This is a genomic window from Sphingorhabdus sp. (assembly GCF_041737645.1).
In the GTDB taxonomy this organism is placed as follows: Bacteria; Pseudomonadota; Alphaproteobacteria; order Sphingomonadales; family Sphingomonadaceae; genus Sphingorhabdus_B.
Map to the genome: position 1 here is coordinate 1 of NZ_JBGSRI010000009.1, position 15,023 is coordinate 15,023.

The window sequence follows — 15,023 nt, forward strand, 5'->3', positions numbered from 1 at the left end:
GCCCATTTTTAACATCACCCTGCCTTTAGGCGACATAGACGTGGAATTCCAACCCTGTTCTCGCTAACGGCGACAAATGGACGCAAAAGATCAGCAATCCGAATCCTACACCTATGCCAAGGCGGGTGTATCCATCGAAACAGGCAACGCACTGGTGCGCGCCATTGCGCCGCTGGCCAAGGCCACACGCCGGGCGGGTGCTGACGCCGATCTGGGCGGATTTGGCGGCTTTTTCGACCTGAAGGCAGCAGGATTTAACGATCCCCTGCTGGTGGCCGCGAATGACGGTGTGGGCACGAAGCTGAAACTCGCCATCGAATCGGGCCGCCATGAAGGCGTCGGGATCGATCTCGTCGCGATGTGCGTCAACGACCTGATCGTGCAAGGCGCAGAGCCGCTTTTCTTCCTTGATTATTACGCCACCGGCAAACTCGACAATGATGTGGCAACCGCAGTCGTCGCCAGCATAGCCGAAGGCTGCAAACAGGCGGGCTGCGCGCTCATCGGCGGCGAGACCGCCGAAATGCCGGGCATGTATAGCGATGGCGATTATGACCTTGCCGGTTTCTGCGTCGGTGCGGTGGAACGCGATCAGGTGTTGACCGCCGACAAGGTTGCCGATGGCGACGTCATCCTCGGTCTCGCATCGTCGGGCGTACACAGCAACGGCTTTTCGCTGGTGCGCCGCCTTGCCGCCGACAAGGGCTGGAAACTCGACCGACCTGCCCTTTTTGACCAGAATGTCCTGCTGATCGACGCGCTGATGGCACCGACACGCATTTACGTAAAATCGCTGCTGCCGCTGGTTCGCACGGGCAAGGTGAACGCCATGGCGCACATCACCGGTGGCGGCCTATTGGAGAATATCCCCCGCATCCTGCCCGCTGGCCTGCACGCGCATATCGACGCGGACGCATGGACCCAGCCGCGGCTCATGGCCTTTTTGCAGGCACAGGGACATATCGAGCCCGAAGAAATGGCACGCACGTTCAACTGCGGCATCGGCATGGCCGTCGTGGTCGCGGGTGCGGATGTCGTCGATGTCATGGCGGCGATGGAAGCCGCCGGGGAAACAGCCTATCGCATCGGCCATATCGCGGCGGGTGAAAAGGGCTGCACAGTCAAAGGCAGCGCCGAGACGTGGAGCGCCAAGAGTGATTGGACCGCGACGCACCATGGCTAAGGCCCGGGTCGCCATCCTGATCTCGGGCAGCGGCACCAATATGGCCGCTTTGCTCTACGCCGCCAAGCATCCGGACTGCCCCTATGAAATCGTCCTGGTCGCCGGCAACAACCCAGACGCCAAAGGGTTAAAACTGGCGCAGGGCGAAGGCATTGCGACCTTTGCCCACGCGCACAAGGGCATGGACCGGGCGGCGCACGAGGCCATAATGCACGCGCGGATACTGGAATCGGGTGCGACCCATGTCGCACTGGCCGGATATATGCGAATATTGAGCGAGACTTTTGTGCAGCAATGGGAAGGCCGGATGTTGAATATCCACCCGTCGCTTCTCCCCAAATATCAGGGGCTGCACACCCATCAACGGGCGCTCGATGCAGGCGATAAAGTGGCTGGATGCAGCGTGCATCTGGTAACGGCGGAGCTGGATGGCGGACCCGTTTTGGGCCAGACCGAAGTAGCAATTTGGCCCGATGACACGGCCGATACGCTTGCGGCCCGCGTCCTGTTTGCCGAACATCAACTCTACAGCCGAACACTCGCCGCTTATGTGTCCCGCGAGACCGACCCCGAATGGCTGGTGGCACAGGTCCGCGAACGCGCGCTTGCGCAACCGGAGGCGGACGAAGTTTCCTCCCACGGCATGCCCTGTTTCGGCATCATCGGCGGCAAGAAATTCGCTTATGTCTCGGTCGACCATCATGGCGACGGAAAGACCGCGTTATTGGTGAAAATCAGCGGTGCGGAAGAACAGGCAATGTTGATCGACAGCGACGACGACCGCTATTACCGTCCCCCCTATTTCGGCGAAGGCTGGATCGGCATCCGGCTGGATCTGGGCGACACCGATTGGGACCATATCGGCGAGTGGCTCGCCAAAAGCTGGCGCGCGGTTGCGCCGAAGAAGTTGACGAAGTTGATGGATGTGGCGGGGGAGTTTTAGGTAAATCTAACCCCACGCTTCATCGTCACCCCTCTCCCATTGGGAGAGGATACGCAGACTTATGAGCGTAGCGAATTAGGCGCAGTTGGTGAGGGGTTGTGCCCTGTCGATGGGGCTGATCCCCTCACCCAGCTACAGCTAGGCAACACGTTGCCAAGCTTTCGCAACCCTCTCCCGATGGGAGAGGGAAGTTTACTTACCCAACAATCTCTTCGGGCTTGAAGAAGTAAGCGATCTCAATCGCTGCATTCTCATCGCTGTCCGAACCGTGGACGCTGTTCGCTTCGATGCTTTCGGCCAGTTCCTTGCGTATCGTGCCGGGTTCTGCGTTCGCAGGATTGGTCGCGCCCATGATGTCGCGGTTGCGCTGCATCGCGTCTTCGCCTTCGAGGACCTGGACAACAACTGGGCCGCTGATCATGAATTCAACCAATTCGCCGAAGAAAGGGCGTTCCTTGTGCACGGCGTAGAAGCCTTCGGCCTGTTCGCGGCTCATGTGGATGCGCTTGGAGGCAACGACGCGCAGGCCGGCTTCTTCCAGCATCTTGGTGACCGCACCGGTCAGGTTACGGCGGGTTGCGTCTGGCTTGATGATCGAAAAGGTGCGGGTGGCCGCCATGGGAGATGCTCCTGATAATTTTTAGGTGAAAAACTGGCGCGCCTCTAGCCGTTGCGGTGCAAAGTGGCAAGCGCGGTGATTGCTACTGAACAGGGTTAGGACAAAGGCCGAAAATCTATTTCTTTTCGCCACCAATAATAACTGCGGCGGTGCCGCCATCTTCATTTGGCGTAGCGGTTACAATTACCGAACTGTCATTGCCCCCTTTGGCGGTAAAGCTTACCATATTCGAAGTCGAAGAAGACGACGTTGCCTGCGATTCAATCTTCATACCACGCTTTTCCGCCTCGTTTTTATAGAAAGCGACAATTTTGGCAGGGGTATCTTTGGTGATGACCGTGGCCATTCCGCCAGCCGAACCATCTTTGTCACTGCCCCCCATGAAAGCGCCTTTGACTTCACCACCGGGATATACCGGCAAACCCAAAGGCAAACCTTCTTTTGCGGCCGCGTCGCCAAATGTGATTTTGCCTTCACCATCCTTGCCTTCAAAGGTGATCGTGCCACTTTCCGAATTGCCATCTGTATCCGACTTAATCTTGACTTCATCGCCATCTGAGGTGGTCACGGTGGTCGTTCCGTCGTTGCTACCGCATGCGGTCAGCACCAATAAAGCGGCAAAAGGGATAAAGTGTCGCATGTTCTTCCTCCTGAAAAAGCAGGTTTGCCTATCACAGATTCAAGGCCCTTGCACCCATTTGCCGCCATCCTGTTTCCAATAGCGGCGCTCGACATCGTCCCGGTTGGCAAGGGCGCGCCAGGCGGTGCGGGCATTTTCCGTGTGGCTGGGCGGGAATAGATAGAAAATGCGTTCAAAACCCAAGGCCTCATCCCGCCATTCGCCATCGGCCAGCGCAACGAAACGCGCGCCATTAGCCGCCTCCACCGACGCCGACAGCAATATCGGCTGCAACCCATCTTCCCCCTCGCCTGCCTTGGCATGGGCGAGGAAGCTATCGGGCTTGGCATTCCATAGCGCAGTCGAGAGCCGATCCAGCTGATCCCCCTCCCCGCTGACGACCAGCATCCGCCCGCCCCCGTCCAGCACGCGCTGGGCGAGAACGGGAATCACCTTTTCGGCGGGGTCGCGGGTCAGCTGGTAAAAGTCGAGTTGCATCGCCTTTTGGCATCAGCCTTCGAAATTATCGGCCACAAGGCGGTCGAGTAAGCGCACGCCGAAACCGGTCGCACCCTTGTCCCAGACAGCGCCGGGCTTATCCGCCCAGACCGTACCGGCGATGTCGAGATGCGCCCATTTCACGCCATCCTTGATAAAGCGCTGCAGGAACTGCGCAGCGGTTATCGAACCTGCACCCTTGCCGCCGATATTCTTCATATCTGCAATGGGGCTATCGATCATCTTGTCATAGGCCTTGGACAACGGGAAGCGCCAGAGCGGGTCGCCCGAGGCCTTGCCTGCCGCAGTCAGCTTGTCGGCAAGTCCATCGTCGTTGGTGAACAGACCGGCATATTCGCTGCCCAGAGAAACGATGATCGCACCTGTCAGGGTGGCCAGATCGACGATATATTCGGGATTATAGGTTTCCTGCGTCCAATGCAGCGCATCGCAGAGGACCAGACGGCCTTCGGCATCGGTGTTGATCACTTCGATCGTCTGCCCGGACATGGAGGTGACGATGTCGCCGGGCCGCTGTGCATTTCCGTCGGGCATATTCTCGACAAGGCCGCAAATGCCAACCACATGGGCCTTCGCCTTGCGTCCGGCGAGCGCCTTCATCACGCCCGCAACCGCGCCCGCGCCGCCCATATCCCACTTCATATCTTCCATACCAGCAGCTGGCTTGATCGAAATGCCGCCGGTGTCGAAAGTCACGCCCTTGCCGACAAAGGCTACGGGACGTTCCTGCTTGCCGCCGGTGCCGTCCCACTTCATCGCCAGCAGCCGTGCGGGACGCCGCGAGCCTTGCGCCACGCCCAAAAGCGCGCCCATGCCGAGTTCGGCCATCTGCTTGTCGTCAAGCACAGTGATTTCGATGCCAAGTTCAGCAAGATGCTTGCAGCGTTCGACGAAGCTTTCAGGGTAGATGATGTTGGCAGGCTCGGTAACCAGTTCCCGGGTTAGCGCCACGCCATCGGCGACCGCCTGATAATTCGCCCAAAGTCCGGCGGCATCCGCAGCTGCACCAGTCACGGTCAGCACATCAACCGATGGCCGCGATGTTTCGGGTAACTTGGTACGATATTTATCCATCCGCCAATTACGCAGAGCCGCGCCATAGGCCGCTTCGACTGCAGCTTTTGCCGACAAATTTTCGCCATGAATGGCAATGTGTTTTGCACCGGAGGTCTGAACCTTGGCGATAATTTCACCGCCCGCTTTTTGATAATCACCTGCATCGCCTTCGGCCACGCCCAGCAATACAATCCGAACGAGCTTGCCAGCTTCGCTTGCGATCAGCAGAAAATTTTGCCCGGCGTCACCCTTGAACCGGGCGAGTTTTGCCGTTTCGTGCACCATTTGTGCATTTTCGAGCGGGAATGCAAAACCTTCAAAACTGCTTTTGGTGACAATGAACGCAAGTACATCTGCTGCTTCTGGTCGTGTTGCGGCGAATTCAATCTTCATGAAAATGGTCAGCCTTTCCGCTGTGCGTTATGATATAGTAGTTTCTATAGGCCCAATTGTGCGCGCTATTAAAGCAAAAGATATGCTTGGTTTGCGCCCCGTTAACCGCATATACAGTCATCGGGCTCAAGATGGGTGGACCTGAGCTTTGAGCGGCGATAAAGGACGTGCCGGTTTATATGATTATCCCCGCCCTTCGGCCATCCTCTTTCCAGCTTTTTTTGGCACTTTTGCTGTTAGGCGGCACCACTGCGCCTTCGGTAGCATCAGCGCAAAACGAAGCTGATGCTGCAAAAAAATCTGCCTTGGATGAAGTAATCGGATTTTCTGCCACTTCGGTTGTATATGATTCGAACACCGAAGTAGTAACGGCAACAGGCGATGTTTTGGTAAATCGAGACGGTTACACGCTGCGTGCAGATACCGTCATCTGGAACCGCAATTCCGGCGAAGTAACGGCAGAGGGCAATATCCGGTCGATCGGCCCTGAAGGCGACGTTGCTTATGGGGACAAGATCTTAGTCACCGATAGCTTGAAAGACGGCGTCGTTGACAATTTGCTGGTCGTTCTGGCCGACGAAAGCCGACTTGCCGCAAAGCAAGGCGCGCGCAAGGATGGCGTCTATTCGCTGGATTATGCAGCCTATACCGCTTGCAAAGTGCAAAGACCCGACGGCTGCCCCAAAGAACCAAGCTGGCAAGTCAAAGCGGTTAAGGTCGTTTACGACCCTGCCAAAAAACGCGTCGAATATGAAGGTGCACGGATCGAGCTATTCGGATTGCCGATATTGCCTTTGCCCCTCTTGTCGCACCCCGTGGACACAAAAGCCGGAAGCGGCTTTCTGGTGCCCAGCATAGGGTTTTCGCGCAACAATGGTTTGGAAGTCGAACAATCCTATTATTGGCGCATATCCCAAAGCCGGGATTTAACAGGATCCATTACTGCCTTTTCCGACGCCGCCCCGCTCGGGCAAGTCAAGTTGCGCTCGCTGGAAAAAAAGGGCGCTTTCGAAGTTTCTGTTTACGGTACTTACAGCAACCGGATCGATACCAGTGGGGCGGTAATACCGACCGGTAACAATGTCTTTCGCGGATATGTAGAAGGTTCGGGCAGGTTCCAGCTTAATCCCAACTGGTCAATTTCTGCATCGGTCCGGCGGGCGTCCGACCGGACATTTCTACGCCGCTATGACATCAGCCGCGATGACCGGCTACGGTCTACTTTTGCGGCGGAACGAATTGACAGCGATAGCTATTTCTCGCTTTCCGGTTGGGCCGTTCAAACATTGCGAACCGGCGACAATCAAGGTCTCTCCCCGATTGCGTTGCCTGAAATTGATTATCGCCGTCGGATTAACGATTCTCTGCTTGGTGGCAAAATCAATATTCAGGCGAATAGCCTGGCGATCGGCCGCACCGAAGGGCAGGACACACAACGCGCTTTCGGTTCGGTAAAATGGGATTTGCGTAAGTTAACCGGTCTAGGGCAGGAAATAACGTTTACGGCGCTCGCACGCGGAGATGTTTACCACAGTGACGAGAATGCCAGCACCGCTACACTTATTTATCGCGGTGAAAGTGGCTGGCAAGGGCGCGCCATCTTTGCCGGTGCGGCCGATATCAAATGGCCTTTCGTTGGCAAGGCATTTGGCGGAGCGCAAATTTTCACACCGCGCGTCCAAGTGGTCGCCGCACCCTCGGTCAAAAATCTGAAAATTCCCAACGAAGATTCGCGGGCGGTTGAGCTGGAAGACAGCAACCTGTTCGCGCTGAACCGGTTTCCGGGTTATGACCGGTTCGAAGATGACTATCGCGTGACTTATGGCTTCGATTGGGCGCTCCGTAAAAAGACCTTCACTGCGGATATAAATATCGGCCAAAGCTATCGTTTATCGAACCGCGCCTCTATTTTCCCGGACGGAACCGGGCTTTCGGATAAAGTCTCCGATATCGTCGGCCGAAGTGAATTCCGCTTCAAAGACATTGTCAAGCTGACCCACCGCTTTCGGCTTGATAAAGATAATTTAGCAATTCGCAGAAACGAAGTCGACGCGACCATAGGTTCTCGTGGCACTTATGTGCAGGCGGGTTACCTTAAGTTAAACCGCAACATCGGGCCTACTATTGAAGACCTCTCTGACCGTGAAGAAATCCGATTGGCGGGGCGCGTTCGGGTGGCCCGATACTGGTCTGTTTTCGGATCAACGATTATCGATCTGACCGACACGACGGAAGACTCCACGACCCTTGCAGACGGCTTTGATCCTATCCGCCACCGCCTTGGCGTTGCGTATGACGACGACTGCCTGTCTCTTAGCCTCACGTGGCGTCGCGATTATCAGCCAACCGGCGATGCGCGGCGGGGCAACAGTTTCCTGTTCCGGCTGGCATTTCGCAATCTGGGTGTGTAAAGCCCTGTGACTTGGGGGTCAGGTCCGATATTGCTCATCTGCGGTTCAGCAGGCTCTGGCTATTTCCCAATCTTGTTTTGATATAGTACTGGATTGACATCGATGAAGTTTTCCAAGCGCCTTTCCGTTGCTGCTTTGCTTGTTACTGCCTCAGCATTGACGCCAACACTCGCGCAAACGGTCGCAGACGACGGCACGCCGGAGGCCCGTCTTGATATCCCGGATGGCCAGACATTATTTGGCAAAAATGACCCGAATGTCCGTCGTGCAACGGCCCAGGTAAATGGAGAAATCATCACCGGGACCGATATCGATCACCGGCTTGCATTGATTGTCGCGGCTAACAACAACCAGTTGCCGCCCGAAGAAGTTGCACGTTTCCGCGCACAAATCTTGACGAATCTGATCGATGAGACATTGCAAATACAAGAAGCCGCAGCGAACGAAATCGAGGTTTCCGAAGGTGAGGTAAACCAGTATTTCAACCGTGTGGCGCAGCAAAATTTCAATCGTCCCGCCAATGAAGTCGAACAATATCTGATTTCCATTGGATCATCTGTCGCCACTTTGAAACGCCAGATTAAAGGCGAATTATCATGGAGCCGCCTGTTATCGCGCAATGTGCGTCCGTCAGCCAACGTCAGTGATGATGAAGTTAACGCGATTATCGAACGGATCAAGTCAACCAAAGGTACAACCGAATATCGATTGGGTGAAATCTATCTTTCGGCCACGCCCGAAACAATGGACGCAGTCACCGAGAACGCAAAAAAGATCATCGATCAACTGCGGCAAGGCGGCAATTTCGTCGCCTACGCCCGTCAGTTTTCAGAAGCATCGACCGCGTCAGTCGGGGGGGACCTTGGTTGGTTGTCACTCGCGCAATTGCCAGCTACTCTTGCCTCTGCGGCAACCGAATTGGGCACCAACGAGGTCCGGGCTGTCGGGTCGCCCGGCGGAATTTCGATATTATTGCTGATCGACAAGCGTCAGGTCGCAACATCCGACCCTCGCGATTCGGTGCTTAGTCTTAAGCAAATCGCAATCAACTTTCCGGCGGGCACGAAAGAAGCCGACGTTACACCTTTGGTAAAACAATTCAGCGAAGAAACACGGAATATTTCCGGATGCGGCGTCGCTGACGAGATGGCCCGAAAATTAGGTGCCGATGTCGTCAATCGCGATGGCATCAAAGTCCGTGACTTGCCCGCTCCTCTCCAGCAGGTTATGCTGGAATTGCAAATTGGGCAATCGACACCACCTTATGGCTCGCTTGAAGATGGCGTCCGCGTGTTCGTCATGTGTGGACGCGATGCCCCGCAAGAAGCGGCCTCGGAATCCTTCGATGAAATCATGTCCCGACTTGAGGAAGAACGGGTCAACAAACGGGCACGAATCTATCTGCGTGACCTTCGCCGCGACGCAGTCATCGAATATAACTGATGCCGCCACGGCGACTTGATTTGCCGTTGGCGATTTCGGTCGGCGACCCGGCGGGTATAGGACCTGAAATTATCGGCAAGGCATGGGAGGCACGCAAAAGCGCCAACCTTCCGCCTTTTTTCGCCATTGGCGATGTCGGCTGCTTTGCGCCGCACTGGGACGGGCCGGTCGTCAAAATCGGCGACCCCGCCGACAGCTTCGCGCATTTTGATTCGGCCCTTCCCGTTATCGAGGTGCACACTTGTATCTCAATTATACCGGGCGAGCCCGATCTGGACGGCGCACATTGCGCCTATCAGGCGTTGGAAATGGCTATCGGCTTCGCACGCGCAGGCAGCGCGGCCGCATTGGTCACCGGTCCCGTTTCAAAAACCCAGCTTTACGCCGTGGGCTTCACCCATCCGGGCCAAACCGAGTTCATCGCCGAACGCTGCGGTGTGTCCAAGAATAACGCCGTGATGATGCTCGCCGGGCCAGACTTGCGCGTCGTGCCAATGACGACCCATATCCCACTCGCTTCGGTGGCGTCCAAACTGGACGGGCGCCTGATCCGCCAGCGGCTGCGCGCCACCGCCAAGGGGCTACAGCGCAATTTCGGGATCGAAAATCCGCGTTTGGCCGTTGCCGGTTTCAACCCCCATGCAGGCGAATCGGGCAATATGGGCCGCGAGGAAATTGACATTTTCGAACCGGCCATAGCGCAAATACGCAGCGAAGGGTTTGACGTTGTCGGCCCATTATCCGCCGACACGATGTTCCATGCCGAGGCGCGCTCGCATTATGATGCCGCCTTGTGCGCTTATCATGATCAGGCATTGATCCCATTGAAAACGCTATATTTTCATGATGCCGTCAATATAACGCTGGGCCTGCCTGTGGTACGTACATCGCCCGATCACGGTACCGCCTTTGGCATCGCTGGCCAGAATATCGCCATGCCAAATTCGATGATCGCTGCTATCAAGATGGCGGAAATGGCGGCGCTGAATCGCCAAGCCGCAGACGCGGTATGACCCTGCCCACATTGCCCCCGCTTCGGGAAGTTATCACCCGCCACGGCCTGTCCGCCAGCAAGGCGCTGGGGCAGAATTTTCTGTTCGATGAACAGTTGCTCGATCGCATTGCCGCTATACCCGGTTCGCTCGAAGGCCAGAATGTCTATGAAGTTGGCCCCGGCCCCGGAGGACTAACCCGGGCCCTGTTGCGCGCAGGGGCAAATGTACTGGCGGTCGAGCGTGATCACCGCTGCGTGCCCGCGCTCGCCGAATTGTCGGAAGCCTTTCCTGGACAATTGCGGGTGATCGAAGGCGATGCCCTGAAAATTGATCCAGCCAAGGAAATCGGCGGTCCGTTCCACATCCTGTCCAATCTGCCCTATAACGTAGGCACCGCGCTCGCCGTCGGCTGGCTCGGTGGCGACGCGTGGCCGCCGGAATGGCAATCGCTGACCCTGATGTTCCAGCGAGAAGTGGCCGACCGCATCGTCGCGCCTCCGGCAAGCGATGCCTATGGACGGCTCGCCATATTAGCGCAGTGGCGCTCGCAGGCAAAAATTGCGATGCCCGTCCACCGCTCCGCCTTTACGCCCCCGCCAAAGGTGATGTCAGCCGTTGTGCATATCACCCCCGGTGATGCGCCCGAGGGGGTCAAAATGACAGTACTGGAAAAACTGACCGGTGCCGCCTTCGGCCAGCGGCGCAAAATGCTGCGGCAAAGCCTGAAGGCTGTTCCGGGCGCGCTGGATGCTCTGGAAAAGGCTGGTATTGCGGCGGACCGGCGGCCGGAAACGGTGACGATCCCCGAATGGTGCGAACTGGCGCGGCATCTGGGGTAGGCTATTTCGCTAGGGGTGGCGCTTCGCATTGTGCGCGGCTAAAGGCGATGGATGCAAAATCTGCCTTCATCCGAATGCGCCGTGCTTGAAAAGATCATGCATGATCCGATGCTGGCACAGGTGCAGCAATGGGCCGCCATAAATAGCGGATCCGGCAATCTCGCGGGATTGAAGGCGACCGCCGACATGCTGGCCGATGCCTTTGCCGTTCTCCCAGGAAGCACCGAGCTTCAAGAGCCGGCACCAGTCGAAAAAGTACGTGCCGACGGTGTCATCGAAATGGTGGAGCACGGCCGCCATCTGGTCGTGACAGTCCGGCCCGAAGCGCCGGTGCAATTGCTATTTACCGGACATATGGACACGGTATTCCCCGCCGACCACAGTTTTCAGGACCAGCGCTGGTTGGACGACGGCGTGCTGAACGGACCCGGCGTCGCAGACATGAAAGGCGGCATTGCCGTTATGCTGGCGGCCCTAGTCGCCGCCGAAACGGCGCCTGAATTTGCGGACATCGGCTATCAGGTGATGATCAACAGCGATGAGGAAGTCGGGTCCCCTTCTTCCGCTTCCTTGATTGCCGCACTTGCCAAGGGTAAGACTGCGGCGCTGACCTATGAACCAGCCCTGCCCGACGGGACCTTGGCCGGTGAACGCGGCGGCAGCGGTAATTTCTCGATCATATTTACCGGCAAAAGCGCCCATGCCGGACGCAACCCCGAGGATGGCCGCAACGCCCTGCTCGCCGCCGCCGATCTCGCCTTGCGGTTGAAGGCCCTAACCCGGCCCGGCCTCAACGTGAATCCGGCGCGGATCGAGGGGGGCAGCCCCAATAACGTCGTACCCGACCACGCCATATTGCGCGTGAATTTCCGGCCCATGACGCCGCAGATTGTGGAGGAGACCGATATCGCGCTCCGTACGCTGATTGCCGATATCGAGCGGGAGCATGACGTCAGCGCCCATCTGCACGGCAGCTTCGGCCGCCCGCCCAAGCCCATTGATGCGGGGGCCGCCAAGCTGTTCGATCTGGTCAAGCAATGCGGGGCCGACCTCGGCCTTCCCATCGCGTGGAAATCCAGCGGCGGCGTGTGTGACGGCAATAACATTGCCGCTTGCGGCATCCCCGTGGTCGACACCATGGGTGTGCGTGGCGGGGCGATTCACAGCGCCGACGAATTTCTGATTACCGAAAGCTTGGTCGAACGCGCGCGCCTGTCCGCCTTGACCATATTGCGTATCGCCAAAAAGGGAGCCTTATGACTTTCATTATCCGTCCGGCAAATATGGACGATTTGCAACATATCTATGAAATGGCCAAACGCACGGGCGGAGGTTTCACCAACCTGCCGCCCGACCGCAAGGCTTTGACGGCAAAGCTGGAGCGTTCGGTTGCAGGGTTCAGCCGGGTTGAAGATAGCGTCAGCGATGATCTGTATGTGTTTGTGCTGCAAAATACCGAAACAGGTGAAGTGCGCGGTACGTGCCAGATTTTCGGAACCGTCGGCCAAAAATGGCCCTTTTATAGCTACCGCATCGGCGCATTGACGCAGCATAGCGAAGAACTCGGCCGGACATTTCGCGCCGACATATTGAACCTGTCGACCGATCTGGAAGGGACGACCGAAGTGGGCGGCCTGTTCCTCCATCCCGGCGAGCGTGCAGGCGGCCTTGGTATGTTGATTGCACGCAGCCGATATCTTTTCATCCGCAACCATAGAGCGCGCTTTGCCGACCGGACCATCGCAGAACTGCGCGGCGTCATTGACGAAGCGGGCGGATCACCCTTTTGGGACGGGGTCGCGGGCCGCTTTTTCGGCATGAGCTTTCAGGAAGCGGACGAATTTAACGCCAAGTTCGGCAACCAATTCATCGCCGATCTGATGCCCAAGCATCCCGTCTATATTGCGATGTTGCCTGATAATGCAAAGTCAGTGATCGGCGTGCCGCACCCTTCAGGCCGCGCTGCGATGCGTATGCTGGAAAATGAAGGTTTCGCCTGGGAAAGTTACGTCGACATTTTTGACGGCGGCCCCACAATGACCGCCCGTACCGACCAGATCCGCAGTGTTCGCGAAGCCAAAGACACCGTTGTTTCGAAAATCAGTGACACGCTGGGTGAGCATAAAGAAGGCGACAAAATGCTGATGAGCAGCGGACGGCTTAATGATTTCATTGCCTCCTATGGCTGGGTTAACAATCATGAAGATGGCGTTGCGGTTGACCCGGTCAGTGCCAAGGCATTGAAGCTTTCGGTAGGCGATACAATCACTTGCGTCCCGAGGTGGTAATTTATGACAATTTCAGAAATCAACTTTGATGGCATCATCGGCCCAAGCCATAATTATGCGGGACTAAGCCTCGGCAATATCGCTTCGGCCAATAATGCAGGCGCGGTCTCTGAACCCCGTGCCGCCGCGTTGCAGGGTGTCGAGAAGATGCGCGCCAATTTGCGCCTTGGCTTGCCGCAAGGGTTTTTCATGCCACTCGACCGGCCCAACGCTGCATGGCTAGCGGGGCTCGCAACCGATATGGAACGCGCCGAGCCACACATCCGCGCTGCGGCTTTTTCCGCCTCGGCCATGTGGGCGGCCAATGCCGCGACTGTGTCGCCTGCCCCCGATACCGCTGATGGCAAATGCCATCTGTCGGCGGCCAACCTGCTGACAATGGCGCACCGCAGCCACGAATGGACCGGCACGCTCGCGCAATTGCGCCTTGCTTTCGCCGACGAGCAGCATTTCGCCGTCCACGGACCGGTGCCGTCCCCCTATGGCGATGAAGGAGCAGCCAATTTCATGCGGCTGTGCCCTTCGCATGGCGAAGCGGGAATCGAGATTTTTGTCTACGGTAAGGCGGGCGGCCCCTACCCTGCCCGCCAGCATATCGAATCGTCGAAAGCCATTGCCCGCGCGCACCGGCTGGACCCTGCAAAAACGCTGTTCGTGCAGCAATCGGAAATGGCTATCGCCGCCGGTGCCTTCCACAATGACGTCGTTGCCGTAGCCAACGAACGCGTTCTTTTCACCCATGAACAGGCGTTCGAAAACCCGCAAGAAACCTATGCCGACATTAAAAGGCTGATGCCCGAGGCGGAGATTGTGATCGTCCCTGCGGCGCGGGTGTCGCTGGCCGATGCGATCCAAAGCTATCTGTTCAACGCCCAGCTTGTCACCTTGCCCGATGGCGGGATGGCGCTCATCCTGCCCAGCGAGGCGCAGGAAAATACGCGGGTTTGGGGTTGGCTAAGCGAAATGGTCGCGGGTAATGGCCCGATCCGCACGCTGATTCCCGTCGATGTGCGTCAGTCTATGGCCAATGGTGGCGGCCCTGCCTGTCTGCGGCTGCGCGTCGCATGCGACCCCGCCACGGTCGATCCGCGATTCATGGCCGATGAGGGAAAACTGGACCGGATTTCAGAAGTTATCGCGGCGCACTGGCCTGAAACAATCGCGCCGGAACAGCTCGGCGATTCTGCCCTGGTTTCGACCGTCCGTAAGGCCCGTGAAGCTGTGCTGGATGCGTGCGGTCTGGCGGAGCTGCGCTGAGCGTCGAAATCCTTTACAAAGGGCCGTTGCGTTAACCATTGTGAAGCGCGCAATTGCTGAACTGGCACGGGCATTGCTGTTTATTTACTTAACTATGAAAAAAATCGCGCGCCTGTTCTCGATCAAGACCAAATTGGAGGTCTTCCTTATCACCTACGCGCTCGGTCTGGGCGCGGCTGAACGGGGCAAGGACTATATGGTCCAATATCCCGGCAATGTCGGACATATGTTTTTCGGGCTGTGCACCGTCGCAGTGTTTATCGCGGCGGCCAAGATGCTGGAAGCAATCGAACTGCATAAAGCGTTCGGGGTCGACTGAGGGAAAAGTCCCCGGATTCTGTTGCCCGGCTCCGGGGGGCCGCTGTAACCTTTCTGTTGCCCGGCCGGTTCGGCCGCGTTCTTTTAGGATAATTTCAGACCGTGAGGCCCAAAATTACGCTGCGAGAGCAAGTGCTTCG

At 57.3% G+C, this 15,023-nt stretch carries 14 protein-coding genes; 10 read left to right on the forward strand and 4 right to left on the reverse strand.

The genetic code is table 11. The features are described from left to right. Positions 1-76 precede the first annotated feature (76 nt). Together purM and purN are read left to right on the forward strand one after the other, a co-directional pair. Entirely contained in the window at positions 77-1,183 is a 1,107-nt protein-coding gene (gene purM, locus ACEW72_RS01240) for a phosphoribosylformylglycinamidine cyclo-ligase (protein ID WP_373474560.1), read from the forward strand. Next, entirely contained in the window at positions 1,176-2,126 is a 951-nt protein-coding gene (purN, locus tag ACEW72_RS01245; RefSeq protein WP_373474561.1) for a phosphoribosylglycinamide formyltransferase, read from the forward strand. Before purM ends, purN begins: the two co-directional genes overlap by 8 nt. A 196-nt stretch (positions 2,127-2,322) precedes the next feature. Here the strand turns inward: purN and ndk are convergent, their stop codons facing one another. The 4 genes from ndk to ACEW72_RS01265 all read right to left on the reverse strand — a co-directional run bounded on the left by ndk (position 2,323) and on the right by ACEW72_RS01265 (position 5,332). After that, positions 2,323-2,745, reverse strand: coding sequence for a nucleoside-diphosphate kinase (gene ndk / locus ACEW72_RS01250; protein WP_373474562.1), 423 nt, complete (start codon positions 2,743-2,745; stop codon positions 2,323-2,325). Between the two features lie 115 nt (positions 2,746-2,860). Beyond that, entirely contained in the window at positions 2,861-3,385 is a 525-nt protein-coding gene (locus tag ACEW72_RS01255) for a hypothetical protein (RefSeq protein WP_373474563.1), read from the reverse strand. 39 nt (positions 3,386-3,424) lie between these two features. Further along, on the reverse strand, positions 3,425-3,862 hold the full coding sequence (locus tag ACEW72_RS01260) for a DNA polymerase III subunit chi (protein WP_373474564.1): 438 nt from the start codon (positions 3,860-3,862) through the stop codon (positions 3,425-3,427). A gap of 12 nt (positions 3,863-3,874) precedes the next feature. Then, positions 3,875-5,332, reverse strand: coding sequence for a leucyl aminopeptidase (locus ACEW72_RS01265; protein ID WP_373474565.1), 1,458 nt, complete (start codon positions 5,330-5,332; stop codon positions 3,875-3,877). A 179-nt stretch (positions 5,333-5,511) separates the two neighbouring features. Between ACEW72_RS01265 and ACEW72_RS01270 the strand changes: the two genes are divergently transcribed. The 8 genes from ACEW72_RS01270 (at position 5,512) to ACEW72_RS01305 (ending at position 14,884) form a co-directional block, all read left to right on the forward strand. After that, positions 5,512-7,743, forward strand: coding sequence for an LPS-assembly protein LptD (locus ACEW72_RS01270; RefSeq protein ID WP_373474566.1), 2,232 nt, complete (start codon positions 5,512-5,514; stop codon positions 7,741-7,743). Between the two features lie 102 nt (positions 7,744-7,845). Next, positions 7,846-9,186 (forward strand): peptidylprolyl isomerase, encoded by a 1,341-nt coding sequence (locus tag ACEW72_RS01275; protein WP_373474567.1) that lies wholly within the window; start codon positions 7,846-7,848, stop codon positions 9,184-9,186. Next, on the forward strand, positions 9,186-10,199 hold the full coding sequence (gene pdxA, locus ACEW72_RS01280; RefSeq protein WP_373474568.1) for a 4-hydroxythreonine-4-phosphate dehydrogenase PdxA: 1,014 nt from the start codon (positions 9,186-9,188) through the stop codon (positions 10,197-10,199). The genes ACEW72_RS01275 and pdxA overlap by 1 nt, the downstream gene beginning before the upstream one ends. Further along, positions 10,196-11,020 (forward strand): 16S rRNA (adenine(1518)-N(6)/adenine(1519)-N(6))-dimethyltransferase RsmA, encoded by an 825-nt coding sequence (rsmA, locus tag ACEW72_RS01285; protein ID WP_373474569.1) that lies wholly within the window; start codon positions 10,196-10,198, stop codon positions 11,018-11,020. The genes pdxA and rsmA overlap by 4 nt, the downstream gene beginning before the upstream one ends. 51 nt (positions 11,021-11,071) lie before the next feature. Then, on the forward strand, positions 11,072-12,280 hold the full coding sequence (locus ACEW72_RS01290) for a hydrolase (protein WP_373474570.1): 1,209 nt from the start codon (positions 11,072-11,074) through the stop codon (positions 12,278-12,280). Then, the gene (locus ACEW72_RS01295) at positions 12,277-13,308 is read left to right on the forward strand and encodes an arginine N-succinyltransferase (protein ID WP_373474571.1); all 1,032 of its coding nucleotides are present in this window, start codon (positions 12,277-12,279) and stop codon (positions 13,306-13,308) included. The genes ACEW72_RS01290 and ACEW72_RS01295 overlap by 4 nt, the downstream gene beginning before the upstream one ends. Positions 13,309-13,311: 3 nt before the next feature. Then, positions 13,312-14,565: an N-succinylarginine dihydrolase gene (locus ACEW72_RS01300; RefSeq protein WP_373474572.1), complete on the forward strand. Its 1,254-nt coding sequence runs from the start codon at positions 13,312-13,314 to the stop codon at positions 14,563-14,565. A gap of 40 nt (positions 14,566-14,605) precedes the next feature. Beyond that, entirely contained in the window at positions 14,606-14,884 is a 279-nt protein-coding gene (locus tag ACEW72_RS01305) for a hypothetical protein (RefSeq protein WP_373474573.1), read from the forward strand. Positions 14,885-15,023: the final 139 nt, after the last annotated feature.

Excerpts from the sequence above, each read along its gene's own strand:
- purM (WP_373474560.1), top strand. The coding sequence starts at position 77 with ATGGACGCAAAAGATCAGCAATCCGAATCCTACACCTATGCCAAGGCG.
- purN (WP_373474561.1), top strand. The coding sequence starts at position 1,176 with ATGGCTAAGGCCCGGGTCGCCATCCTGATCTCGGGCAGCGGCACCAAT.
- ndk (WP_373474562.1), bottom strand. The coding sequence starts at position 2,745 with ATGGCGGCCACCCGCACCTTTTCGATCATCAAGCCAGACGCAACCCGC.
- ACEW72_RS01255 (WP_373474563.1), bottom strand. The coding sequence starts at position 3,385 with ATGCGACACTTTATCCCTTTTGCCGCTTTATTGGTGCTGACCGCATGC.
- ACEW72_RS01260 (WP_373474564.1), bottom strand. The coding sequence starts at position 3,862 with ATGCAACTCGACTTTTACCAGCTGACCCGCGACCCCGCCGAAAAGGTG.
- ACEW72_RS01265 (WP_373474565.1), bottom strand. The coding sequence starts at position 5,332 with ATGAAGATTGAATTCGCCGCAACACGACCAGAAGCAGCAGATGTACTT.
- ACEW72_RS01270 (WP_373474566.1), top strand. The coding sequence starts at position 5,512 with ATGATTATCCCCGCCCTTCGGCCATCCTCTTTCCAGCTTTTTTTGGCA.
- ACEW72_RS01275 (WP_373474567.1), top strand. The coding sequence starts at position 7,846 with ATGAAGTTTTCCAAGCGCCTTTCCGTTGCTGCTTTGCTTGTTACTGCC.
- pdxA (WP_373474568.1), top strand. The coding sequence starts at position 9,186 with ATGCCGCCACGGCGACTTGATTTGCCGTTGGCGATTTCGGTCGGCGAC.
- rsmA (WP_373474569.1), top strand. The coding sequence starts at position 10,196 with ATGACCCTGCCCACATTGCCCCCGCTTCGGGAAGTTATCACCCGCCAC.
- ACEW72_RS01290 (WP_373474570.1), top strand. The coding sequence starts at position 11,072 with ATGCAAAATCTGCCTTCATCCGAATGCGCCGTGCTTGAAAAGATCATG.
- ACEW72_RS01295 (WP_373474571.1), top strand. The coding sequence starts at position 12,277 with ATGACTTTCATTATCCGTCCGGCAAATATGGACGATTTGCAACATATC.
- ACEW72_RS01300 (WP_373474572.1), top strand. The coding sequence starts at position 13,312 with ATGACAATTTCAGAAATCAACTTTGATGGCATCATCGGCCCAAGCCAT.